Source organism: Dapis brunnea BLCC-M229 (genome assembly GCF_050015995.1).
Classification (GTDB): Bacteria; Cyanobacteriota; Cyanobacteriia; order Cyanobacteriales; family Microcoleaceae; genus Trichodesmium.
Window position 1 is genome coordinate 10281 of record NZ_JBNHEP010000100.1, and the last position, 24613, is coordinate 34893.

At 34.8% G+C, this 24613-nt stretch carries 26 protein-coding genes and 1 pseudogene; 14 read left to right on the forward strand and 13 right to left on the reverse strand.

The annotated features are described in order from the left end of the window. From ACP6PM_RS12420 to gvpF, 7 genes and pseudogenes are all read right to left on the reverse strand, one after another. A partial coding sequence (locus ACP6PM_RS12420; RefSeq protein ID WP_426585013.1) for a hypothetical protein occupies positions 1–596 on the reverse strand: 596 nt, incomplete at its 3' end. 223 nt (positions 597–819) lie between these two features. Then, positions 820–1095 (reverse strand): gas vesicle structural protein GvpA, encoded by a 276-nt coding sequence (gvpA, locus tag ACP6PM_RS12425; RefSeq protein ID WP_426585015.1) that lies wholly within the window; start codon positions 1093–1095, stop codon positions 820–822. A gap of 5 nt (positions 1096–1100) precedes the next feature. After that, positions 1101–1595, reverse strand: a complete 495-nt coding sequence (locus ACP6PM_RS12430; protein WP_426585017.1) for a hypothetical protein — start codon at positions 1593–1595, stop codon at positions 1101–1103. Between the two features lie 100 nt (positions 1596–1695). Continuing rightward, positions 1696–1905, reverse strand: a pseudogene (gene gvpA / locus ACP6PM_RS12435) (gas vesicle structural protein GvpA); the annotation flags it as partial. Between the two features lie 345 nt (positions 1906–2250). Further along, a complete protein-coding gene (locus tag ACP6PM_RS12440) occupies positions 2251–2928 on the reverse strand; it encodes a GvpL/GvpF family gas vesicle protein (protein WP_426585018.1) in 678 nt (225 codons plus the stop codon). Positions 2929–3255: 327 nt separating this feature from the next. Then, positions 3256–5205 carry an AAA family ATPase gene (locus ACP6PM_RS12445; RefSeq protein WP_426585020.1) on the reverse strand — a complete coding sequence of 650 codons (1950 nt, stop codon included), beginning with the start codon at positions 5203–5205 and terminating at the stop codon, positions 3256–3258. A 366-nt stretch (positions 5206–5571) separates the two neighbouring features. Next, complete coding sequence (gene gvpF / locus ACP6PM_RS12450; RefSeq protein WP_426585022.1) at positions 5572–6309, reverse strand: gas vesicle protein GvpF; 738 nt, start codon at positions 6307–6309, stop codon at positions 5572–5574. A 360-nt stretch (positions 6310–6669) separates the two neighbouring features. Here gvpF and ACP6PM_RS12455 point away from each other — a divergent pair, with 360 nt between their 5' ends. The 4 genes from ACP6PM_RS12455 to ACP6PM_RS12470 all read left to right on the forward strand — a co-directional run bounded on the left by ACP6PM_RS12455 (position 6670) and on the right by ACP6PM_RS12470 (position 9946). Continuing rightward, positions 6670–6918 (forward strand): gas vesicle protein GvpG, encoded by a 249-nt coding sequence (locus ACP6PM_RS12455; RefSeq protein ID WP_293061623.1) that lies wholly within the window; start codon positions 6670–6672, stop codon positions 6916–6918. Positions 6919–6990: 72 nt separating this feature from the next. After that, positions 6991–7635: a Uma2 family endonuclease gene (locus ACP6PM_RS12460; RefSeq protein ID WP_426585024.1), complete on the forward strand. Its 645-nt coding sequence runs from the start codon at positions 6991–6993 to the stop codon at positions 7633–7635. A gap of 207 nt (positions 7636–7842) precedes the next feature. After that, positions 7843–8220, forward strand: coding sequence for a hypothetical protein (locus tag ACP6PM_RS12465; RefSeq protein WP_426585026.1), 378 nt, complete (start codon positions 7843–7845; stop codon positions 8218–8220). Positions 8221–8236: 16 nt separating this feature from the next. Beyond that, positions 8237–9946 (forward strand): caspase, EACC1-associated type, encoded by a 1710-nt coding sequence (locus tag ACP6PM_RS12470; protein ID WP_426585028.1) that lies wholly within the window; start codon positions 8237–8239, stop codon positions 9944–9946. A 150-nt stretch (positions 9947–10096) separates the two neighbouring features. Here the strand turns inward: ACP6PM_RS12470 and ACP6PM_RS12475 are convergent, their stop codons facing one another. Next, positions 10097–10282 (reverse strand): type II toxin-antitoxin system HicB family antitoxin, encoded by a 186-nt coding sequence (locus tag ACP6PM_RS12475; RefSeq protein ID WP_426585030.1) that lies wholly within the window; start codon positions 10280–10282, stop codon positions 10097–10099. Positions 10283–10338: 56 nt separating this feature from the next. Here ACP6PM_RS12475 and ACP6PM_RS12480 point away from each other — a divergent pair, with 56 nt between their 5' ends. The 10 genes from ACP6PM_RS12480 to ACP6PM_RS12525 all read left to right on the forward strand — a co-directional run bounded on the left by ACP6PM_RS12480 (position 10339) and on the right by ACP6PM_RS12525 (position 17075). Continuing rightward, positions 10339–10581, forward strand: coding sequence for a DUF2442 domain-containing protein (locus ACP6PM_RS12480; protein WP_426585058.1), 243 nt, complete (start codon positions 10339–10341; stop codon positions 10579–10581). 30 nt (positions 10582–10611) lie between these two features. Next, positions 10612–10854 (forward strand): type II toxin-antitoxin system HicB family antitoxin, encoded by a 243-nt coding sequence (locus ACP6PM_RS12485; RefSeq protein ID WP_426585032.1) that lies wholly within the window; start codon positions 10612–10614, stop codon positions 10852–10854. Continuing rightward, complete coding sequence (locus ACP6PM_RS12490) at positions 10854–11072, forward strand: type II toxin-antitoxin system HicA family toxin (protein WP_293061616.1); 219 nt, start codon at positions 10854–10856, stop codon at positions 11070–11072. Before ACP6PM_RS12485 ends, ACP6PM_RS12490 begins: the two co-directional genes overlap by 1 nt. 52 nt (positions 11073–11124) lie before the next feature. Beyond that, positions 11125–13005 (forward strand): ArsA family ATPase, encoded by a 1881-nt coding sequence (locus ACP6PM_RS12495; RefSeq protein WP_426585034.1) that lies wholly within the window; start codon positions 11125–11127, stop codon positions 13003–13005. A gap of 196 nt (positions 13006–13201) precedes the next feature. Continuing rightward, positions 13202–13546: a hypothetical protein gene (locus tag ACP6PM_RS12500; protein ID WP_426585036.1), complete on the forward strand. Its 345-nt coding sequence runs from the start codon at positions 13202–13204 to the stop codon at positions 13544–13546. Between the two features lie 276 nt (positions 13547–13822). After that, positions 13823–14734, forward strand: coding sequence for a gas vesicle protein GvpN (gene gvpN, locus ACP6PM_RS12505; RefSeq protein WP_426585038.1), 912 nt, complete (start codon positions 13823–13825; stop codon positions 14732–14734). 17 nt (positions 14735–14751) lie between these two features. Next, positions 14752–15171, forward strand: a complete 420-nt coding sequence (locus ACP6PM_RS12510) for a gas vesicle protein (RefSeq protein WP_426585040.1) — start codon at positions 14752–14754, stop codon at positions 15169–15171. After that, positions 15162–15374 carry a hypothetical protein gene (locus ACP6PM_RS12515; RefSeq protein ID WP_426585042.1) on the forward strand — a complete coding sequence of 71 codons (213 nt, stop codon included), beginning with the start codon at positions 15162–15164 and terminating at the stop codon, positions 15372–15374. The genes ACP6PM_RS12510 and ACP6PM_RS12515 overlap by 10 nt, the downstream gene beginning before the upstream one ends. Positions 15375–15698: 324 nt before the next feature. Then, a complete protein-coding gene (locus ACP6PM_RS12520) occupies positions 15699–16178 on the forward strand; it encodes a gas vesicle protein K (RefSeq protein WP_426585044.1) in 480 nt (159 codons plus the stop codon). A gap of 297 nt (positions 16179–16475) precedes the next feature. Continuing rightward, a complete protein-coding gene (locus ACP6PM_RS12525; RefSeq protein ID WP_426585046.1) occupies positions 16476–17075 on the forward strand; it encodes a hypothetical protein in 600 nt (199 codons plus the stop codon). A gap of 269 nt (positions 17076–17344) precedes the next feature. Here ACP6PM_RS12525 and ACP6PM_RS12530 read toward each other — a convergent pair whose 3' ends face one another. The 5 genes from ACP6PM_RS12530 to ACP6PM_RS12550 form a co-directional block, all read right to left on the reverse strand. Further along, positions 17345–17830, reverse strand: coding sequence for a hypothetical protein (locus ACP6PM_RS12530; protein ID WP_426585048.1), 486 nt, complete (start codon positions 17828–17830; stop codon positions 17345–17347). 350 nt (positions 17831–18180) lie between these two features. Next, positions 18181–18783: a hypothetical protein gene (locus ACP6PM_RS12535; RefSeq protein ID WP_426585050.1), complete on the reverse strand. Its 603-nt coding sequence runs from the start codon at positions 18781–18783 to the stop codon at positions 18181–18183. A gap of 646 nt (positions 18784–19429) precedes the next feature. Further along, entirely contained in the window at positions 19430–20839 is a 1410-nt protein-coding gene (fumC, locus tag ACP6PM_RS12540) for a class II fumarate hydratase (RefSeq protein WP_426585052.1), read from the reverse strand. 303 nt (positions 20840–21142) lie between these two features. Next, on the reverse strand, positions 21143–22342 hold the full coding sequence (locus ACP6PM_RS12545) for a response regulator (RefSeq protein ID WP_426585054.1): 1200 nt from the start codon (positions 22340–22342) through the stop codon (positions 21143–21145). A 589-nt stretch (positions 22343–22931) separates the two neighbouring features. Continuing rightward, positions 22932–24140: a response regulator gene (locus ACP6PM_RS12550; protein WP_426585056.1), complete on the reverse strand. Its 1209-nt coding sequence runs from the start codon at positions 24138–24140 to the stop codon at positions 22932–22934. Between the last annotated feature and the right edge of the window lie 473 nt (positions 24141–24613).

Below are 24613 nucleotides of genomic sequence, written 5' to 3' on the forward strand. Positions count from 1 at the left end.
ATTATAAATTTATACATTTTGATAATTAGATTTATACAAGCTTTAACAATAGCTTGCAGCCATGACCAAACTTTGCTGATAATCTTAAGTATAAATAAATAGATTTTTACTGGAATAGCAATAAATAGTTGAAATAATATTTTTAGCCATAAGAATATTTTGCTAATTGTGTCAATTATAAATTTATACATTTTGATAATTAGATTTATACAAGCTTTAACAATAGCTTTTATCCATGACCAAACTTTGCTGATAATCTTAAGTGTAAATAAATAAATTTTTATGGGAATAGCTATGAAAAGTTGAAATAGTCTTTTTATCGATAAAAATATATTCCTAATCGGAGTGAAAAGGAATCCAAAAAAGTTTTTAATATAACGTAGTATTCCTCTCAAAAAAGTCAAGCCAGGCAGAGATGGTTTTCCTGTGACATTTTCCACAGTTTCTGTTAATTTATTTGGTATATCTTTGAGAGGAGATAAATTTTCGGTGGGTAAATTGTCAGTAATATTTTCCACTGCATCAGTAGTTTTTTTCAGAGGATTGGAAAGAGAGGGGAAATTTCCTTTATCTCGCCGATCTTTGAAATTTTTCATCTCAAACTCCTTTAATAAATTAAGTAGTTATATCATGTACCCTATATCCAGGGGAGTTACACTATCAGATAATTAATTATAATAAATTGTATTGATAAAACTTTAAAAATAGACATCTCCAGAAATTAAAATTTAACAAATTAATTATCGGAGATATCTAACTAAGAAAATGCAATAGTGGATCGGAAGATTAGTACAAAATCCTTAACTTAACCCTATTAATTTATACGAAACTAGGAGAAGTCATCGGTTGTCCTAGTCCTATTTCACTCTCATCAATAGCTTCTCCTGGTGCTGCTGCTAGAGCTGTTAAACCAACTGCTTCAGCATACTTTAAGTAAGTTTCTACTGAAGCAATAACCACCCTAGCTTCAACTGCAAGTAACTCAATACCTACTAAAGAAACACGGACCCAAGCATCTATAACAACTCCTTTGTCAAGAATGCGGTCTACGACTTCAGCTAGACTGGAAGATGAGTTAATTTTTTCTACTGCCATAATGTTTATTCCTTTACTTCTTGAGAACCCCAAACATAATCATGTAAATTAGTTCGGAAGGTTTGTAATTTCTCAGTCAACTCCTGAGACATTAATTCCCGATCGGAACTGAATTTTTCTTGTAACTGCAACACTTCTAGTTTGAGAGCTAATACTTCTTGTTTGCGACTAGCAATTTCTTCTAACCGCTTTTGACGTGCTTGCTGCTCATACAGACGCAGTGCTTCAACATATTCTTCTAAAATTGTCCGCACTTGTTTATGACGTTCGGCATTTTCCAATTGCCTTTGCTGTTTTTCTGCTAGACCTGTTTCGTAAAGATTTATCACAAACTTGTCTAACATGGTGTGAAGCACCTGAGCTTCCCGATTTATATCTTGTCTAACAGCACGAAGTTCCGCTTGAGTTTGTTGTCTGTGTTGGGCAACCTCTAGTTTGCGTTCGGCAATTTCAGTTAATCGCTGCGATCGCTCTTTTGCCCATATATCTTTAAGAGCCATAAAAACCTTTGCCTTAGTATTAATAAGCTCCAACAGTAGCAGGTTCTACTGTTGTTGCATCTAGAGGTTCGTCATCTAAATTATTAGAAACAGTTTCTCCTGGTGCTGCTGCTAGAGCTGTTAAACCAACTGCTTCAGCATACTTGAGGTAAGTCTCTACTGAAGCTATAACTATTCTGGCTTCTATTGCAAGTAATTCAATACCTACTAAAGAAACGCGCACCCAAGCATCTATGACAACTCCTTTGTCAAGGATACGATCTACAACTTCAGCTAGACTAGAAGATGAGTTAACTTTTTCTACTGCCATAATTTTTATTCCTTATTTACTAGAAGCATCAATTTAACAGTAGACACTGGTAAATATGAAGATGCTAAGATAATTAGATTTGCAGAGATTTAATGTCTTATATCAAATCCGGTAGTATCGGTGTAAAAAAGAAGATATAAACCGGGTTTGTATTAAATTCCCTACCATACTAACATTTACCTCCAACAAACCCGGTTTCTTTAAACACTTCCATTGCAACCAGATTTGATATTACTTAAGTATAACATTATATTTTAATTAGACATCTCCAATAATAAAAAATAAAATTAATTATCGCCCTAGATACATCAAATTTTTCCCCTTACTTCCTACTCCCTCTTTTCTTCAGACAAAATGATAAGGAGGAAGTTGTTCACTTAAAGTAATTTGCCAATGGGAACACTTGGTTTGCCAAGTTGGAAGATGTTTGGTTATTAGAAGTTCTGCTTCACGATTGGCCAATAAATGGACTTGCTTAATTCCTCCTTCTGTGCTATTTTTCCAGACAGCTTTGGGATAATCCTTAAAAATTAACTGACGTATATTTTCCCACTGTTGACCTTGCTCAGTTTGAAAAGCTTGCTGTTGTTGAAAGCGTTGTTTTTTTGCTAATAAATAAGCTTTGCCACGAGCATTACTACTTTCTAGGTTAGAAGGAGGAGAAACTGGAGAAAAAGTCACAGTATATTCTACTTTTTCTGCCAATTGAGTTAAAGTCGTCACATATTTTTGCTGATTATCTTGTAAGTGATTGATAATATTTTCTATTTCAGCAAAAGCATTACCAAATCTAAGTGGTAGTATAGAAGTTTGCTGAAATATTTCTCTAACTACGCGATCGTGGTTTAAAACTGCTTGGAGTAATTTCTCGTCTGTTTCTTGTATTGCTTCAATGGATACATCTGCTTCAGTTACAGCAGCAAGATTTTGATAGGGAATTAGTTCAACTTCCTTTTCCATACCTTTTGGCAATGCTAAGGATGATTTGGGTAGATATAGAAAAGCGTAGACATAAAATGACATTTTGGGTGCTTGGTGTTATGGCAGTGAGTTTTTTTTGCTCGTAGGTTGGGTTGAGGGAAACCCTCAACCCAACAGAAGTAATACCGTTTCACAGAAGTCAAAAGTCCAGTAGTAGACCGACAAAGCTAAAATGGTGCGTTACGACGGATTGTTGAATCCTTTTCATAATCTGAATTTAAGCCGTCTAACACACCCTACAATTTTGCATCATTTTAGCTGTGTCAGTCCAGTAGGGTGTGTTAGCAAAGCGTAACGCACCGAAATATTTGGGATAAGAGGTGCGTTACATTTGATTTTCATGTCCCGCAGGGAAACGCACCCTACTTGCTACTTGCTAGAATCAGAGTGAAAATTTTGAGACTGTTTTTGATTCATTAGAGCGTTGTAAGCAGTAGTAAAGTGAGCGTTTGTAATCCTGATTTTGTTTGGAGACTTAATTCCTTTAGCGCTATAAGTACGAATTGCAGCTAAAGCAGCTTGATTAGTCAACAATGCCAAATCTGCTCCATTCCAACCTTCTGTGCGACTTGCCCAATCTTTCAAATTTACTGCTTGCAGTGGGCGACCTTGATTATGAACTTTCAAAATTGCTAAACGACCTGCTTTATCTGGTAAGTCTACTTTAATTTGCAAATCCAATCTTCCCGCTCGCAGTAATGCTGGGTCTAGAGCATCGGGGCGGTTAGTTGCTCCTACCAATAATATTTGAGTACAGTCACGCAAACCATCCAATTCTGTTAATAATTGACCGACTAGGCGATCGCTCACTCCAGAATCTCCGATAAATTTACCACGAGCAGGAGCTAGAGTATCAATTTCATCTACAAATATCACACAAGGCGCAACCTGTCTAGCCTTAGAAAAAAGTTCTCGTACTGCTTCTTCTGCTGCTCCCACCCATTTACTCAGCAACTCTGGTCCGTTGACAGCAATAAAATTAGCTTGTGCTTGGGAAGCAACAGCTTTTGCCAGCAAAGTTTTTCCAGTTCCTGGTTCCCCCCAGAGCAAAATTCCTTTGGGAGCTTTTGCCTTAGTTTGTTCGTATAATTCTGGGTAGAGTAATGCTCCCTCCACTGACTCTTGCAATTTTTGTTTGACTGCATCGAGACCACCAATATTTTGCCAACTGACATTAGGCACCTCTACCGCAACAGACCGCAATACAGAAGGTTTAATTTCCTTTATTGCTGTCAGAAAATCAGTTTGTAATAAATTCATATCCTCTGGAGTCGGACTATCTAAAGATGGAACTTGACGACGGAGAGCTAAATAAGCTGCTTTTTGACATAAAGCTTTTAAGTCAGCACCCACTAACCCAACTGCCATATCGGCAATTTCTCCCAAGTCAACAGAAGTATCTAATGGCATAGAATTTGTCATTATCTGCAAAATTTCTAATCTTCCATTGCGGTCTGGAATACTGAAATTAATTTCTCGGTCAAATCTTCCCGGACGACGGAGAGCAGGATCGATATGGTCTGGGCGGTTTGTTGCTGCTAAAATTAGGACGCCCTGATGTTCGACAAACCCATCCATTAATCCCAATAATTGGGCGACCAAACGCTTTTCGACTTCTCCCTCAACTTTGCTGCGATCTGGAGCAATACTATCAATTTCATCTATAAATACCAGACAGGGAGCAGATTTTTTAGCATTAGTAAAAATTTTGCGCAACCTCGCTTCTGCTTCCCCATAATATTTGCTCATCACTTCTGGTCCGTTGATCGCAATATAATTGAGTCTCAGTTCTTCTGCTATTGCTTTAGCTGTGAGAGTTTTACCAGTACCTGGCGGTCCAACTAATAATACTCCACGAGCAGGTTCAAGTCCTAATTGTGATAATAAATCTGGGCGTTTGAGTGGAAGTTCTATTACTTCTCTTAATTCTTGAATTATTTCGGACATACCCCCGATATCTTTGAGGGTAGGTCTCGACTTAGTTTCTTGAGGCGGGGGAGTAAAATTAGTTTGTTGTTGAGGTCTGGTTTCTGTTACACCGCCAGCGTCTTTTGCAGTAGATGTTGCTTTTGTGTCTGGGTATTGAGTAGTAAAGTTAGTTGGTTGTGGAGGTCTAGTTTGTCTGACAGGTTGTCTTGCTTGGGTTTGATAAGGGTCTCTTCTTCTTGGTATGTTAGTGTTAGTTCGTCTGGGAGTATTGTTAATAGTTCGAGACTGCACCTGATAGGAAGTTTTTGCTTCCCCCGTTTCGCCTTTTTTTTCGAGAACTTTTGCCAGTTCTATTATTTGTCTTAAGTCTAATCTTAGAAAATTATTCATTGTTTTAATTTTTGATAGTTAAAATTTAGTGCTTATCAGTTATAAAATTTCTTTAATCTACGAGGAACAGTTTTAGATATCCCCTGTCCCCAGATCCCCCCTAACCCCCCTTAATAAGGGGGGAACCGGTTAAAAAAAGGGAAACGCTTCAAAAGGGGTGAGCTTTCAAAGTCCCCCTTTCTAAGGGGGATTTAGGGGGATCGTAAATGTACTTTATAACTACGGGAATTGCTATATCAGTTATTAGTATCTCCTAATTTAGTAGAAAGCTTGAAATCTGAAATTTATTTTAATTCTCTATCAATTTCTCAAAGGTTATTACCTCCTTCATTTGAAAAAAGCTGATAGCTGATCGCTGAATGCTTTTCATTCTTGAATTCGAGCAAAATTAAAAGGAGCAGTAAAACTATTGTACCGAATTTTAAATCTTCCCTCAAATTTACTATCAATAACTTCCACTTTTTCACCAAATTCAGATTCTTTTTCCCAAGGTATTAGATAAGCTGCATTATAAATCATTTTTTCTGTTTGTAAGTCATTTTCTACTACTTCAATCGCCATTTGATTCAGAGTTGTTTGGAAAATTTCAATAATATATTGTTTACGATTATTCATTTCTTGCTCAATAGCTTGCCCAATCTGAATCACCTCATCCATACTTAAATTTTTGCCAACTAAACTATCTCTTTGAGTTTTTAATTCTGGATTTTCTACAAGTAATTTTTGAATTTCTGCATCTGGTTCCCAATATACTTTTATTCCTACTTCTCGATTATTTTCTAACTTAACAAATAGTTCTTTCATTACCTGTTCAAAAGGATTAGTCAACTGTTGAGAAAATTTTTCCCAATCAGAAACTACTAAACCAAATCGCATAGGCAAAACATTTCTATAACCTGACTCCATCGCTGATTCAAGCACTTTTTCATGGGTAAGTAAATTGCGACGACTTGCCAAATAACGTTCCTGTTTTGCCATAGAATAAAGCACCGCAAATTCATCAACAACTTGAATATTTACAGATTCTTTATCCAATCCTTGTAAACTTAAATTTTGCGGACCAGGTGGTAGGAATATACCATAAACATAGAAACCAGATTTCATAATTAATTTAGGGAATAGGGAATAGGGAATAGGGAGTAGGGAGTAGGGAGTAGGAGTTTAGTTTCCAAACACATCTAACTGTCAATATTTAATCATAACAAAGTAAAGCAGAGAAACCGGGTTTATATGAAATGTTCTACTATGACTGAAATTTGTCTTCCATAAACCCGATTTCTTATAACCTATACCTTTTCACTATAAAGATGTCACAAATAGTTTCAAAGTTATAATGTCAAATAATCCGTTAAAACGTCAAAGTTTTCTGTCTATTAAATTACTTTTGACTTTTGACTTTTGACTTTTGACTTGAAAAAATGGGACGATTTTTGCTTAGAAAACTAATTTTAGGACTTCATCATTATGATTATCCGTTTATTAACTCTGCCTATTACTGGTCCATTGGGAGGAATAGTCTGGTTAGGGAAAAAAATTCAAGAACAAGTAGATACAGAAGTAGATGATAAAGAAAATCTTAGTAAGAAACTTTTAGCTCTCCAACTTGCTTTTGATATGGGAGAAGTTTCAGAAGAAGATTTTGAAGAACAAGAAGAGGAGCTTTTATTAGCAATTCAAGCTGCAGAAGAAGAAAGACTTAAAGAGGAAGAATAGTTATTTTCCCTCAGTTTTTAATGTAGTTAATTGACTTCAAAACTGCTGTATTATTTAACAGTAATTTAATTTATGACAAATTTACAAGTAAAAATTCCAACAGATACATGGGTTTCAGCTACTTGGGATGAATATCTCGAAACTATTGAAAATCCCATTTATGCTAAAGCCAAATCATATTATTATCTAGGAAAATTCCGAATAGAAATGTCACCAGTAAGTCACGACCATGCTAGCGACCATTTACTTATTGCCACAGCTAATATTCTTTTCTGTACTTTCAAAAATATCGACTGTAATGGTTTAATCAATTGTAGTTATAGAAAAATTGGAGTTCAAGAAATACAACCAGATATTTCCTACTATATAGGTGATAATGCTAATATTTTTCCCAGGGAAAATTCTATTATAGATTTAGATACATATCCACCGCCAGATTTAGTCATAGAAATAGCCAATACTTCACTGTCTGATGATAAAGGTGAGAAAAGATTGATTTATGAAGATTTAAAAGTTAAAGAATATTGGATAGTTGATGTAAAAAATGTAGATATTATTGCTTTTACTATGGTTGATGGTGGCAGTAAAAGAATTACAGAATCTCAAGTTTTACCAGGATTAATAATAGATGTTTTAAAAGAGGCTTTACAACAGAGTCGAACTGTCAGTCAAAATCAAGTTTTTGCCTCCCTATTTTCTGAATTTCAAGAATCTTAATCGTAGAATATATAGCAGTTCTTGAATCTATGAAATACAGTTTTATATCCCTCCCAGTTCCTCTTATAAAGGGGGGAGCAAAAAAAAGTCCCCCTTTCCAAGGGGGATTTAGGGGGATTATAAATGCACCTCATATTAGGATTTTTTCTTAAAGAACTAATTTAAAGGTATAATCATTTTATTCCTGAAAAATCACGATTAAACATTATGTCATTAGAAAATATTCAACTAACAATTACTCTATCTGACCCACAATTAGACGACAAGGAGAGACTTCAAGAAGATACCCAGAATATTTTGTCGGAAATTCAAGAATTTGATGGCGTTCAAAAAGCAGACTTAATGCCAATAGAAAAAGCCGAACCTGGATCTAAAAGTATCGGCGGTTTTTTAGTCGGAATTCTCACCGCAGAAATTAATGCTAAAAATATTAAAGCTTTAGTTGGATATTTAGGAAATAATCTCTATGGTAAGACTATTAAAATTAAGGCTGAAGGTAATGGTCGAAAGATAGATTTTGAAGTTCGTAATCTGGAAGATTTGAAGAAAGCTTTGGCAGAAGTAGATAGTTTTTTGAATGCTTAAGTAAGGAGATTTTGTCATGGCAAAAATAGCTCTATTAATTGGAGTTAGTGAATACCTCCCAGAATTTCCAGCTTTGCCTAGTGCAGTGAAAGATGTTGAGGCAATGAAGGAAGTTTTAGGTAATTCGGAAATGGGAGGTTTTGATGATATTAAGGTGTTGAAAAACTCCAACCGTCAACAGATAGAAGAGGCAATTTATGAATTGTTTGCTGACCGGGATAAGGATGATGTTTTAGTATTTTATTTTTCTGGTCATGGAGTTAAAAGTCGAGAGGGTAATCTATTTTTCGCTACTCCTCAAACTCGCAAAAGTCAACGGGGAATTGTAACACCGACTGCTGTGGGTGCTAGTGTTCTACAAAGTCAAATGAATGATAGTTTTTCTCAACGTCTGGTTGTGATTCTTGACTGTTGTTATAGTGGCGCATTTACTAAAGGAATGACTGCTAAAGGGGATGAAAATATAGATATTCAAGCAGAATTAGGGGGTAAAGGCAGGGCGATTTTAATGTCTTCTAGTTCTACTCAAAGTTCTTTTGAGTCGGAAGGTTCGGAATTATCTATTTATACAAAATATCTAGTTGAAGGAATTAAAACTGGGGCAGCAGATACCGATAATGATGGCAAAATTTCAGTGGATGAATTGGATAAATATGTGAGTAAAAAAGTACATGAAGAATCTCCGGCAATGACTCCTCAGTTTGCACCTGTGAAGCAGGGTTATCGAATTTATTTAGCACGTTCACCACAGTATGACCCGAACTTAAAATTTCGTCGAGAAGTTAAAGAAATACTGATTAAAAACAATGGCAAAATTAGTGTGCTAGACCATGATTTTTTGGATGAACTCTATAGAGAAATTGGGTTATCTAAGGATGAATCTGAAGCTATTATAACTGAAGAAAAACAGCCTTATGAATTATTTAAAAACAAATTGAAGCGTTACGAAGATGCTTTGATTTTAGCAGTTAAAGAAAGTAATCCTTTAACAGAAAATAATCGCAAAACTCTCCAGAAATTTAAGTTACTTTGGGGATTGAGAGATGAGGATGTTGCACCTATTGAGGAACGAATCATATCTCAGTCTAATCCCACACCTAAACTCAAGGTAGGGTGTTTTGTAATAATAGGTACAGTAGTTTTGCTAAGTATTTCGTTTTCTACTTATTTACAATTTTCAGCACCACCACAAATACCATTACCATCACCAACACCAACACCAACACCAACACAGAAAAACTCAAAGTATTCTACCTTAGAAAACCTACTAAAAGAAAAGGAATGGAAAAAGGCAGATGAAGAAACTTTTCGTTTAATGTTGAAAGTTGCGGGGCGAGAAGAGCAAGGATTTCTAACAAGACAAGAAATGATAGATTTTTCACAAGAAATAAAAGATTTTCCTTGTACAGAACTCCACAAAATTGACCAACTTTGGTTAAAATATAGTAACAATAAATTTGGCTTTTCTGTGCAGAAGAAAATTTATGAGAGTTTAGGTGGAACAAAAGAATATGATGAGGAGGTATGGATAAAGTTCGGAGATGAAGTAGGATGGAGAAAATCAGGAGATTGGTTGAAATACGATCAATTAACATTTAACATCAATACGGCTGATAAGGGATATCTCCCGGCCTTTGGTCATAGATTATTATGGGACGAGGTGGTATGTAAATTTTGTGTCAATCTTTTCTCTCGCACAGATTTCTCTCCCACAGATTGCCCCTAAGCGTTTCAGCCGTCAACAGAAAAAAGTTTTAGGAACTGGTTTTTTCGAGTTTTCTTTATTTCTGCATTTTCGATACCCTTTTTTCAGTTATAAGTTTTTCAGTAACATGGTAGCAGTTATTAGTTTTAAGTTCTCTGGGTAGACGAGACATTAGGACTTACGTAACTCACCATCAGAATTTAATTCTTCCATATATTCTAAATAAGATTCTATGACATCCTTAATATTTTCCAATGCCTCAGCTTCAGTTTCTCCCTGAGACGAACATCCAGGTAAATAAGGACACCAAACAGCATATCCTTCATCAGTTTGTTTCAGTTTAACTGGGTATCGCATCTATTTAAATTCTTCTGCTATTTATTTGGTAAATATTATAACATTTATCTAATTTGATGTTAGAAGACATTATCGAAGTTAATCATCAAGAAAACTATCTACTTCATCTTAAATTTGAAGATGGGAAAGAGGGAATTGTAGATATTAGTCAGCTAATAAAATTTACTGGAATTTTTGCCAAATTACAAGATATAAATTATTTTAAAACCGTCAAACTTAATCCTGAATGGGGAACAATTTATTGGGAAAATGGCGCAGATTTAGACCCAGATGTTTTGTATTCTATTATCACAAACTAACCAATAACATATTGAAGGAAACATTAATTAATGATTCAAGAATATCTACACAAAGCAATGCAAGCCGCTAATTATGAAATACTAGAAGAGGAAGAAGGTTTTTATGGGTCAATTTCTGGCGCTAATGGAGTATGGGCAACTGGTAATACTCTAGAAGAATGTCGTCAGGAATTATTAGAAGTATTAGAAGAGTGGGTACTTATTGGTGTGGCAATGGGTCATCAACTTCCAGAATTTGATGGTGTTAGTTTGAAAGTGGAGTCTGTTGGGTAATGCCTGTTTTTGGTCCCATATCTCGTCGCGACTTAATTGCAGCATTGAGGTCAGCGGGTTTTTCTGGTCCTTATTCTGGAGGAAAACATCAGTTTATGGTTCGTGATAGTTTGCGAGTTCGTATTCCTAACCCTCATCGAGGAGATATTAGTAGGAATTTACTCAGACGAATTTTAATGCAAGCTGGTATTTCTGAGGATGAATGGGAAAATTTATAGTAGGGGTGGGTTCTAATTCAAATGAACCTTGATTTTTAATATAAAAAAACTGATGGAACTTTTTGATAACCTAAACTTAGCAATGTTTAGTGGCAAAGGAGGGGTGGGGAAAACCACAACTTCTTGTGCTTTTGCTTGCCAATGGGCGAAAAAATTCCCTGATGAAAAAATCCTCTTAATTTCCACCGATCCTGCTCACTCTTTAGGAGATGTCCTGCAAATAGAAGTTACAGATACACCAATACCCTTACAAACTTTACCCAATCTTTCCGTCAGAGCTTTAGATGCTAATCTCCTGCTGGAAGAATTTAAACAACGTTACGGCGATATCCTAGAACTACTGGTAGAAAGAGGTAGTTTTGTTGAAGGGGAAGACCTCACCCCAGTCTGGGATTTAGATTGGCCAGGATTAGACGAATTAATGGGTTTACTGGAAATACAACGCCTCTGTAACGAAAAAGTAGTCAATCGAGTAGTAGTAGATATGGCTCCGAGCGGTCATACTCTCAACTTATTCCGACTAATGGATTTTTTGGATACCCTGCTCAACTCCCTAGAACTTTTTCAACAGAAATATCGCTACATTAAAGAAAGTTTCGCGGGCAAGTATACACCAGATGAGGCAGATGAAACATTACAAAATCTTAAGGACGAATTAGCAGCAGGTCGTCATTTATTACAAGAGTCTCCTAATACCGCTTGTTTAGTTATGGCACTACCCGAACCTATGAGTTTTCAGGAGACCAGGAGATTTTTAGATTCTTTGGAAAATCTGAAAATTTCTTACGGTGCGATTTTTGTGAATCAAATTGTTATAGATAAGGATAGTAGTGGCGATCGCTGTCTGGAACAAGGAAAGTTAGTTAGTCAGTTTATGGAACTGGCAGGAGAAAAATCGGTATACCTGATACCCCAACAAAATTCTGAACCTTTAGGTATAACTGCCCTAGAAAATCTGATTGACCAAATTTCTCTAGCAGAAAGTCTACCACTCTCAACTTCTGGGAAAGTAGATATCAAATGGCCGGAAAAAATTCCTCCTGGTTTTACTGACTTTATCCAAGAGGGTAAGCGTTTATTAATTATTGGGGGAAAAGGAGGAGTAGGGAAAACAACTATAGCTGCTGCCATTGGTTGGGAAATGGCACAACGACATCCCGACTCTCAAATTAGAACAGTTTCTATCGATCCTGCTCATTCTTTAGGAGATGCTTTTGGTCTAACCCTAAGCCATGAACCATCTATAATTAATAGTAACCTCAAAGGACAAGAAATAGAATCAAATCAAGTTCTTGACAAATTTCGAGAAGATTATTTGTGGGAATTAGCAGAAATAATGAGTGGGGAAAAACCCGATAATTCAGCATCTTTTGAAATGGCATTTGCTCCCAAGGGATGGCGTCAAATTGTTGAGCAAGCTTTACCTGGTATTGATGAAATATTATCCTTATTAACAGTAATTGAATTGTTGGAGGAAAACCAAGAAGATTTAATTATTTTAGATACAGCTCCGACTGGTCATTTATTACGTTTTTTAGAAATGCCTAGTGCCATGCAAGATTGGTTGAGTTGGATTTTTAAACTATGGATAAAATATCAAGATATTATTGGTAGAACTGAATTTATGGGGCGTTTAAGAACTTTACGGAAACGGGTAGTTAATGCCCAAAAAATTCTGAAAGATTCACAAAAAACAGAATTTATTGGAGTCATGCGTCCCCAGACTGGAGTTATTGCCGAAGCAGAACGTCTTTATCAATCTCTTGTAGAAAAGGAGATAGCACAAAATTATGTAGTTTTAAATTGTTTTACCTCTGATAGTGTTGTTCCTAGGGATAAATTTCCGGGAACAGAAGTTGTTTGTATGCCAATGTTACCTCGTTCAATTGAACCTATGGAACAAATTAAAGGAGCAGCAAATTATTTATTTTAATTTAGCCATCAGCTATCAGCTATCAGCTATCAGCTCAGAAAAATCTGCAAAATATAACTAATACCATTTTAATAAAGTTATGGCATAAGCCTGAATTCTTAAGCCCCCCTTTCCAAGGGGGGTTGGGGGGATAAAACTATTCTATATCTTTAAAAAATTGGTATAAATAACTAACTAACTAACTAATTAACTAACTATGCACCGTTCAGCCAAACGTGGAAAAATTCCACCAAAACTTAGCAGTATGCCTCGCCAACGTTCGGAAGCAACTACATATTTAACAGTATATAAAAATGTTGTAGAAAAAGAACGTTTACAAAAAGAACTACAAAATTTAGAAAGGCGATGTAATCAAATCAAAGAACGTCTTGCTGTTCTAGATGAAGAAACAAATAAAGAGCTAAAAAATCAATCTCAGCAACCAATTAAATCTCAGAAACCTAGCATGAATAAATTAACAAGTAAGAAACTAGAAAAATCTCAAACTAGGACACCAAAACCACCCACATCAAAATTCAAAACAATTACTTTAGGATATTAAAATAATTAATAATTAATAATTAATAATTAATAATTACTTCTTCATTTTTATCCTTTAAGATTTTTTTGGATTGAGCGTCAGTTAGAAGACGTAGGTTGGGTTGAAGAATGAAACCCAACACCACTAACTTTTTGTTGGGTTTCGCTAACGCACTGCTACGCAGAAGCAAGCTACAACCCAACCTACATCTATTACCACTTAGAAATAGTCTCTAATTATTACCTATCCTGACAAAATCTTACTTTTGAATTTTGACTTTTGACTTTTGACTTAATTATGACTACTGTACTTAATGTCTCACCCCAACAATTTGTCAGCACCCCTGGTGTCGAACGTGTAGCTCAACGCGCTTTGCGTTATTTAAAATCTGGCTACTCAGTTCATTTGCGCGGTCCCGCTGGAGTTGGGAAAACTACTCTCGCATTACACCTTGCTCATCTACGTCGCCAACCCATTGTTTTAATGTTTGGCGATGATGAATTTAAAACCTCAGACTTAATAGGTAATCAATCTGGATATACTAGGAAAAAAGTTGTGGATAATTATATTCATACCGTATTAAAAGTTGAGGATGAACTGAAACATCATTGGATTGACTCTAGATTAACCTTAGCTTGTAAAGAAGGTTTTACTCTAGTTTATGATGAATTTAATCGCTCTCGTCCAGAAGTAAACAATATTTTACTCTCCGTTTTAGAAGAGAAAATGTTAGTTTTGCCACCTAACCAAGACCGTTCAGAATATATTCAGGTTAATCCTAGGTTTAGAGTAATTTTAACTTCCAATTCTGAAGAGTATCACGGAGTTCATTCTACTCAAGATGCTTTATTAGACCGAGTAGTTACAATTAATATGGGAGAACCCGATGCTCTAACCGAACAGGAAATAGTTATAAAGCAAACAGGTATTAACCCCAAAAAAGCTGAAACTATAGTTAAGCTAGTGCGTACTTTTCGCACAAAAATAGGAGAAGAAAAATTAGGTGGTTTGCGTTCTTGTCTAATTATTGCTAAGGTTTGTCACGACCATAATATTCCTGTCAATGGGCAAGACCCTCATTTTCAAGATATATGTACTGATATATTAATATCGCGAGCTACTTTGCCTAAAGGAGAAGCTATGCAGCGACTAGAGGAAGTTCTCAAAGAATTTTTCCCCACTGATAAAGTTTCAACTTTTGATGTTTAGTTTGGAGAAAGTATTTTATGACTACCAATACTAACAATAGATTAACCACAGCAACCAATGGTTCTAGTTTAGCAGATATCCTAGAAAGGGTTCTGGATAAAGGAATTGTGATTGCCGGAGATATTTCTGTTTCTGTGGGTTCGACAGAACTTCTGAGTATTAAAATTCGTCTGTTAATTTCTTCTGTGGATAAAGCGAGAGAAATTGGAATTAATTGGTGGGAAAGCGACCCCTATCTCAGCAGTCAAAGCAATTCCCTAATGCAAGCAAATCAAAAATTGCTTGACCGAGTTGCTTCCCTAGAGTCAGAGATAGCAGAACTGAGAGGCGAGCAATATTTGTATCATACCAATGGTCACTCGTCAAATAATGGTCACAATAACGGTCATAATAACGGCAACAATAACGGTCACAATAACGGTAAAACATGGCAATAGATACAGCAATAAAAATCAAAACCAGCAAACATATTCTCAGCAGTAAAGCTGTTCGTGGTTGTTTGTCTTGTCGCGGTCTTCATGGTCGGAATAATCGAGCAGTGGAAAGAACTAGAATGCGTATTGCTAGAACTGAAGTTTTGGCTCAAAGAGAACTGCAACAATGGCAGTTTGTTCGATGGCAAGCTTTACAACGTTGGTAGTAAATAATTAATAATTAATAATTAATAATGAATAATTTAAAGAAGAGGACTAGGTAAAAGGATTTTTTTTCTTTGTTTTCCATGAATGGAGAGGCTTTATACCTTAATTTATCGGTAATTTATAATTTATAATTCTGAGTTCTGAAGTAAGGATTCTGAAGTAATTCCTGACACTCATTTTCTTGGTTAGCAAGAGCAAAAAAATGACTCCCCCACTTCTGTAGGGACGTTGCATAACAAAAATGCGTTTCATGTCGCGCAGCGTTTCATGTCCGCTCTTAGCGGAAAACCTCCCTACCCCACACTCCCCACACTTTTTTTCTTATGTCCCCAGAAGCATCTCCAGAAGAACCCTCAATAATTCCTATTGGCAAATCTCAAAGTAATTCTGAAGCAGGGTTAGCTCCATTGTTGCTAACAGTTATTGAATTGATACGGCAATTAATGGAAGCTCAAGTGATTCGGCGAATGGATGCTGAAATGCTGAGTGATGAAGAATTAGACCGTGCTGCTGAGAGTCTACGACAGTTGGAGGAACAGGTGATTAAACTGTGCGAAGTATTTGATATTGACCCCGAAGATTTGAATTTGGATTTGGGTGAAATTGGTACTTTGTTGCCAAAGTCGGGAGAGTATTATCCAGGAGAAAAATCTGAAAGTCCTTCTATTTTAGAGTTATTAGACCGAATCATTAATACTGGAGTAGTTTTGGATGGCAGTCTAGATTTGGGGTTAGCGGAGTTAAGTTTGATTCATGCTCGTTTACACTTGGTTTTGACTTCTAAACCAATTTCTCAAAAATAGGGAGTAGGGAGTAGGGAGTAGGGAATAGGGAGAAAGAATTGATGATTTATGTGGGATAATTGATTGTACTTTTGATAATAGAACAGGTCTAATATCAAGTCCGGTAGCATTGGTATAATTAGATAGTTGATTAGGAGTCAGAAGTCAGGATTCAGGAGTCAGAATGAATGATATAAAATCCGGATAATTAGTATATCCAAGTCATTGCGACTGGAACGGAGTGGAAGGAAGCAATCTCAGGGGTGCGCGGAGATTGCTTCCTATCGTCGCAATGACGACTATTCAAGCTGATTATATATGACTTATAATGATTTTAAAACTTTAAGTAAATTCAAAAAAGAATTTGATTTACATATCCAGGAGCAAGTTGATTTATTTGCTCAAATAGAATCTCTCAAACCAAGCGATTTTCTAACTCAAACTTTGACAGAAACTGTACAACTTGCTTTGGCAATTAATACAGAAAAAGCTCGTTCGGAAATGATTATTACTCCTTTGTTATTAGAAATCAGAAGACAGGCAAATTATGCAGTTAGTTTATTCTCAGGAATTGAATTTAATATTGACTTTGACCGAAGTTTAAATGGGTATTGTGACTTTTTAATTAGTCGTTCTCCAGAACAGTTAATAATTAATGCTCCTGTCGCAATTATTGTTGAGGCCAAAAATGAAAATATCAAGGGTGGTTTAGCTCAATGTGCAGCCACAATGTTAGCAGCACAATTATTTAATCAACAGGAAAATCAAGAAATTAAAATAATTTATGGTGCGGTGACAACTGGAGATATTTGGAAGTTTTTAAAGTTAGAAGGAAAGGAATTAATGGTTGATTTAAGTAACTTTTATATTAAAGATGTCGATAAAATTTTAGGTGTATTATGGCAAGCTGTTAAATAGGAAAACAAGAGGTCATTGTTTAAGCAAAAATATCACAGCTATAAATCCGGTTTATTAGTCACTTTGCATAAGTTCTGCTAGTAATATACTACAATAATTTTGACAATAGAAACCGATTTTGTATTAAATCCCCCACCATACCAACATCTATAGCGATATGAAATCATTAGACATATCCAGAAAAGAGGCAGTAGGGAAAAAGAATGGATGATTTGTGTCCGATAATTGATTTAGTACCTTAATATTTACTTCATAAATCAGCTACAAGTTTATAAATCAGGATAATAATAATCCCACCAATTACCATATATGTTGAATATTCTATCTGACCCGTCGTTATTGCGTAGAGATAAACATTTTTCTTTACCAGGAGGCACATAAGCAATACCAAATTCATCAAACATAAAGCTACCAGTTTTAAAGAAAGTACATCCTTCGCGTTGGTGAATGGACTCAACATAAAACCATCCAATTCTGGTATATTCTTGACATAAATTAGGATTATTTACACAATTCATTAAGGCAGATTCAGATAAATTTAATATAATTGTATCTGTATAAACTGCTAATAAAATGTAGGAAAAAATTAATAATGGTACTCCTATGGCTTTAATTAAAGTTTTTACCGGAGAATATTTCAGCTTATCTTTTTTGACAAAATATATGAATATTCTCACAAGTTCTATGACCCAATAAATGCCGATAATTAAACAAAAAATCAGAGCAATTATCAAAGCAATTAAATATACTGACAATTCAAGGAAAGATCTAAAAATTAATATAAATTGCCAAAATGGAGCTAGAAATACAATTAAACAAAGAAAAAGTACAATTATTTCCCAATAACTTTTGATTATTTTAGACTTCAAAGTGTATCTACCTCTCTATTCAAAAAAAATCTTTTTTCAGCAAATCCTAAATATCTATATCTATAACAATATCACCTTGATTTTCTAGTAGAAAAGGCTTCTACCTTTTTTTGGTCTAGATTATTCATTATTGTTTCCTTATATATGCCTTCATATTGCAGTAATATACTATAATAATCGGGACTTACACGGGAGGAACCAAGTTGATAGGGTAAATCATTTTGAGGATTACTATATCAATTATAATAATGATATCTCCACCAATTACCATATATTTCTACTATTATATTTGACGGGTTATCGCGTCCAGATAAACAATTTTCTTCACCAAGAGGCACATAAGCAACACCAAATTCATCAAGTTCATCAAAACCCCAGGTAAAAGTTGTAAAGAAAGTACATCCTTCGTACTGCCTAATAAACTCAACATAAAACCATCCTATTTTGGTCTCTTCTTGGCATAAATTAGGAGTATTTACACAATTCATTAAAGCAGATTCAGATAATTTTAATCTAATTGTATCTGTAAAAACTGCTAATAAAATAAATAAAACAATTAATAATGGTACTCCTATGGCTTTAATTAAAGTTTTTAACGGAGAATATTTCAGTTTATTTTTTTTGAGAAAATATATGAATATTCTCACAAGTTCTATGAACCAATAAATACCGATAATTAAACAAAAAAACGGAGTAATCATTAGAGAAATGAAAAATAATGCAAATTCAAGGGCAGACCTATCAATTAATAGAATTTGCCAAACTAGAGCTAGAGGTACAATTAAATAAAGAAAAAGTACAATTATTTCCCAATAACTTTTGATTAGTCTAAATTTCAAAGGAAAACCTCCTAGAATAGTTTAATAATTATGTCTTCTGATAAATAAGAACAATTGATAATCCCCCTAAATCCCCCTTTGAAAGCTATGCTTTATAAACATCTTTCTTAACATAAAAATTGACAAAAAATAGAAGTTATGTGTAAGTCTGACGTCGGCTTTTTGTAAAGAAAAGTGTCTAATTCAATACACTATGAGTGAGTAATGTAGACAAGATTATTACTCCCCACTCTTCCCCCTCCTCCCACCCTCCCCACCCTCCTACAAGAGTTTTAGGAGTTCCTTATAAGGGATAGCTTTGAAAGGGGAACTTTGAGGAACTCCCTCCTTTCAAAGCAAGGGGGGATATAAAACTGTACCTCACAGTTTTTCGGAATTGCTATATTACACAAGAGTTTTGAGACCTATATATAGCCTCTACTGCGTAAATCTTAACCCAACAAACCCTTATAACTGTAAATATTAAAGCATGAAGAACTTGGTATACTTAGTTTTGTTTTTAGCAGTTATTTTCAAGTAAATTTTTAATTGCTAAAAGCTAGGTAAATATAAGACTCTTGGTAAAGTTTACAAATCAGCTCTTAGTATTGTTGTGGAACAGGCAAGATGCCTGTTTCTATATTTACATTTACTCTTTTTTATTAAACTAATTCCCTGGATGAGTCATATTTTTAGGAATCACAATTTCATCAAATTCCTCTGCCGAAACATAACCTAACTCCAAACAAGCTGCCTTCAAAGTTAAATCTTTTTCATGGGCAAAATGCGCAACTTCGGCAGCCTTATCATACCCAATTTTCGGACTTAAAGCTGTCACTAACATCAAAGATTGTTCCAAATAAAACTCAATTTTTTTCCTATTTACCTTCAAATCAACTAACAGAAAATCAGTAAAATTATTACAACTATCAGCAATCAAATTAATCGACTGAATCAAATTAAAAATCATCATCGGTTTATAAGTATTTAACTCAAAACTTCCCTGGGCACCAGCAAAAGCGATCGCTGCATCATACCCCATTACTTGAGTCGCCACCATCGTCATTGCCTCACACTGAGTAGGATTAACTTTTCCTGGCATAATTGAAGATCCCGGTTCATTTGCAGGCAAAATTAACTCCCCAAACCCACACCGGGGTCCGCTTCCCAACCATCGAATATCATTAGCAATTTTCAGCAACGAACCAGCTAAAGTCTTCAAAGCACCACTCGCCATCACTATTGCATCGTGAGCTGCTAAAGCAGCAAACTTATTAGGTGCAGACACAAAAGGCAACCCCGTTATTTCACTAATATGTTTGGCAGCAAGTTCGGCAAAACCACTCACCGTATTTAACCCCGTTCCCACCGCAGTTCCACCCAAAGCTAATTCATATAAATCTGGCAATGTATGAGTGATACGTTGCAAATTTGCATCTAGTTGTGCCACATATCCGGAAAATTCCTGCCCTAATGTCAGAGGTACTGCATCTTGTAGGTGAGTGCGCCCTATTTTGACAATTTCAAAAAATTCTTCTGATTTTTCTTGGAGTGCATCCCGCATTTTCTTAACTTTCGGCAGCAACTTTTCATGTAATGCTATTGCTGAGGCGATGTGCATCGCAGTGGGGAATGTATCGTTAGATGACTGCGACATATTAACATGGTCGTTCGGATGTATTGGGTTTTTGCTTCCCATTTCTCCACCAGCAATTTCGATCGCCCGGTTAGCTATAACTTCGTTAACATTCATATTGCATTGGGTGCCACTTCCTGTCATCCAGACTCGCAAAGGGAAATTACCATCTAGTTTTCCGACAATAATTTCTTCTGCTGCTTGAACGATTAATTTTGTTTTTTCTTCTGGGAGTTTACCCAGTTCGTGGTTAGTTTGGGCGACTGCTTTTTTCAGGATAGCAAATGCTTTGATGACTTCTGGTGGAATATAGTCTTGCCCAATAGAGAAGTAGATAAGCGATCGCTGAGTTTGAGCGCCCCAATAACGGTTAGCTGGCACTTCAATATTTCCCATACTATCGCTTTCAACTCGTATTTTGGGCGGTGTTGATTCTATCATTGGTAATTTTTTTGATACAGTTATTGTTCTATTTACCTACATCATCACCTTTTATCCCACCTACTTAGTTAAATTTTTATTATTAGACCTCTCCGAAAAATATATAGACTTTTTGTAAAAGTAGGGAACAGGGAACAGGGAACAGGGAACAGGGAACAGGCAAGATATTTTAAGTAAAAATGTACAGAAAATGATTTTGTCAGGAAATTTTACAACTCTAGCTTATGGTAAATAAAGGACAAGTTTATTTTCTGGAGATGTCTATTTTATATTAAACTGAAAATTATCTGACTCAATATTCAATTAGCGTGCCAAAACCAATGACTGGGATGTCAATAAATTAGTTTTACTTTTATATTCCTGTTTTTTTGACTTTAGGTATTTTTCTACTATGTCTAAAATTTTCTTTGCATTTGCTGGTTTTCTTAAAAAATCTGTCGCACCTGCTACTTGCGCCCTCACCCGATTTATCCAACTATCTTGTGCAGTATAAATAATAATAGGAGTTTCTTTATAAGCAGGAGCTGTCCGCAAAAAATTACATAGTGCATAACCATTAACATTAGGTATATCTAAATCCATAAATATTAATTCAGGTGGATTTTTAGCCATTAAACCTATTCCCTCCATTGGGTCAGTAATTTTCTCAATTTTATATCCTTTAGGCATCAGAATTTGCTCTAAAAAATTACCTGTTGTTGCTGTTGAATCTATACAAGCTATTGGAACTCTGGGGCGATTGTTGGAACAGTAAACTAGGCGTAATTGTTCTAAAGGAGAAGGTAAATCTGGTACTGCTCGAACTTCTATTAAACCTTGTTTAAAAAAATGATATAAAGTACGAGTTGTTAAGGCTAAACATTGCTTCTTTTGCACTGCAATATCCCACAAAGTATTTTGACCATTAAATTGATTAGTAATCGCCTCTAAAGATGCTTCAGAGAACCGACTTTGTGAGTTTACAGATTTTTTCACTATTGGAGCTTGTTCTGGGAAAATATCAGTAATGCCCATTTTATCCCAGCGTTCCCAGAGTTTTTGTGCCCCTTCTAGAATTTGTTTTAATTCTGGTGGAGATAATGCTAAGTTGGCAACAATTTCCGAAGTTAATTTTTGATAGGAATGCCAGTTTAAATTTAACACTGGTTGGCTTGCCAAAGAAAATAAGATTTCATAGCTGCTATTACGGATAATTGCTTTTCCTTCTTCTAAAGTTATTTGTTCTTGAGTAATACCTTGTTTGAGAAGTTGATATTCCCATAATTCTTCATTAGATAGTAAACCAGCATTAAATTTTAAATTTTGACAATGTTGACTAATTGTTCGATACCAACGTCTAGTTTGATGTAATCCTCCTGTAGCATATAACATTAGTCCTCGACAAAAGTAAATCTGCCATTGTTGTTCGCCATTATCTATAATGAGTTTGCCTGTTGCTTGTTTCTGGCCAAGTACAGCCAAGGCATTCCATATTTTATTGCACCCCGTATTAGTTACTAGCATATATTACTCATTAACTATATTATTTTATAGTATATAGTTTTTTAAATCATTTGGTGAAACTATATTTTACTTTTTTCTTCTATTAAAAGCTCTCTTGTAATACCATTTTACGGAAGTCAAAAGTCAAAAGTCATGCATTTATATTTTATAGACTAGAAACTTTGACACCACAATAATTTCAAGAAATAGTTTCACATCTAAAGTTTAAAAATATTTGTGATATCCTTAAAGTGAATTGATATAACTTACAACTTTTTGCTATTGCCTTCTGGAGCCGTTAACTCAAGCATTTAATATTATCTTCACCTTTGAAATTTAACTTCTCTCGTCATCATCTTAACTATTTCTATATTTTATTTACTTTTTCTGAGTATAGATTTAATTTTTTAGTCATTATTAATTTAATACAGTAGGATATTAATCTAAGTATATATAATCATCAACTAATTCAAAAAATTACCGAAAAATGAAAAATTAAGGTTTAAAGCCTCTCATTTCAAGGAGAAAAAAAATTTCCTTTGAACCAATCCTCTGATTTTCAAGAAAAGGTAATTATTAATTGTTAATTATTAATTGTTAATTATTTAAATTAGCTTTCTACAGCCAAACAAGTAAAATTATATCTTCGTTCTAAACTGATAATTTGGGAATTTTTAAAATCTTTAAAATTTACATATTTTTCTACGGCTTCCACAACTTTTTCTGGGTTAGAAGATTTACATAGATAATCATTAGCACCTATTAACTTAGCTCTAGTCCTATCAATAATACCATCTTGAGTCGATAAAAATACAATTGGTGTATCTTTAAACATAGTAGTTTTACGTAAAAAATCACATATTGTATAACCACTAACTTTAGGCATCACTAAATCCAAAAAAATCAAATCAGGTTGAGAATCTTCTAGGACTGCTAACCCTTTAATTGGATCTTGAATATGCACAACTTTATATCCCAATGGCTGGAGAATTTTCTCCAAAAAATCACCCACAAGATGACTATCATCAATACAAACAATTGTAGCTTGAGGCCGACGATTTTCTACAGATACTAAGCGTAATTTTTCTGGGGGTGACAGCCAATCTTCTACTTGTTTAAAATAAATTAAACTCCGTTGTTCAAAATCATATAAATTCCGAGCTACTTCTACTAATGACATTTGCATTAAAAATGCAATATCCCAAATTGTTCTGTCGCCATTTAATAACTTCTTTACTGTCAAAAAAACGTCTAAATTTTCTTGAATTAGGAAGTTATTTGTATCTCTGAAAACTGGGGTACTATCAGGATTAATATGCCATAAACCTTGCTCTTGTAAAGATTTCCAAACTCTTTTAGCTGAAGTCAGAACTTCTTTAATTTCTAGTCTGGATAACAGTAAACTCAGAGCTGTTTGAGAACAAGGATGTTTCTGCGGATGCCATCTTCTTGTTAAACCAGGTTGACTAATAATAGCAAAAAAAACTTCCTGTGCAATAGTACGCAAAATTGCCTTAGCTTGAGCTAAAGTTATCTGATTTTCCCTAATAGCTGTTTGTAATAATTTATATTCCCACAGTTGATTATTACTTAACTGATTGACTTCAAATTTAAAGTTAGGACAATGTTGACTGATAGCTCGATGCCAACGTCTGGTAGAATGTTTCCCCCCACTTGCATATAGGAGATGACCAAATAGGAAGTAAAGTTGCCATTCTTGATTGCCATGAGCGACGACTAACTTACCAGTAACTTGCTTTTGGCTAACTATACTAAGTGTATTTGCCAGCTTAATATAGCCTATGGTTGATGCTGACATAATTATTTAACCTTTAACATAATAGTGACATTTAATTTTGATGTACTAATAAACAGATCGGTCTAATATATATACAACTTTTATTATTTAATATTTATTTGATTTTGTCATGGTTTGTTATACTGATTTTTCAGTATCATCGCATTTATATATCAGAATTTTCTCGGAAACTTTCTTAACTTTCTTACTTATTATTGTTACTTAAAAGACAATATTTATCACTGCTCATACTCTTGGCCTATTTTTCATCCGCCATTTTGCTTATTTTTGAGTTTTTTTGTGAAGCAGGTTCATAATTTAGATTGTGGGTATTTGATATTTTCTACATTAATTTAATTTGAGCTTAACTAAACTCAGTTGATTCATGGTAACATGACTGCCATAGGTATGATATTTTTGGGTGTTGTAAATTACAGAATGATATCATGTCCGGTAGCATCGGTATTGTATAGCAAAGGTAGGGAACAGGGAAC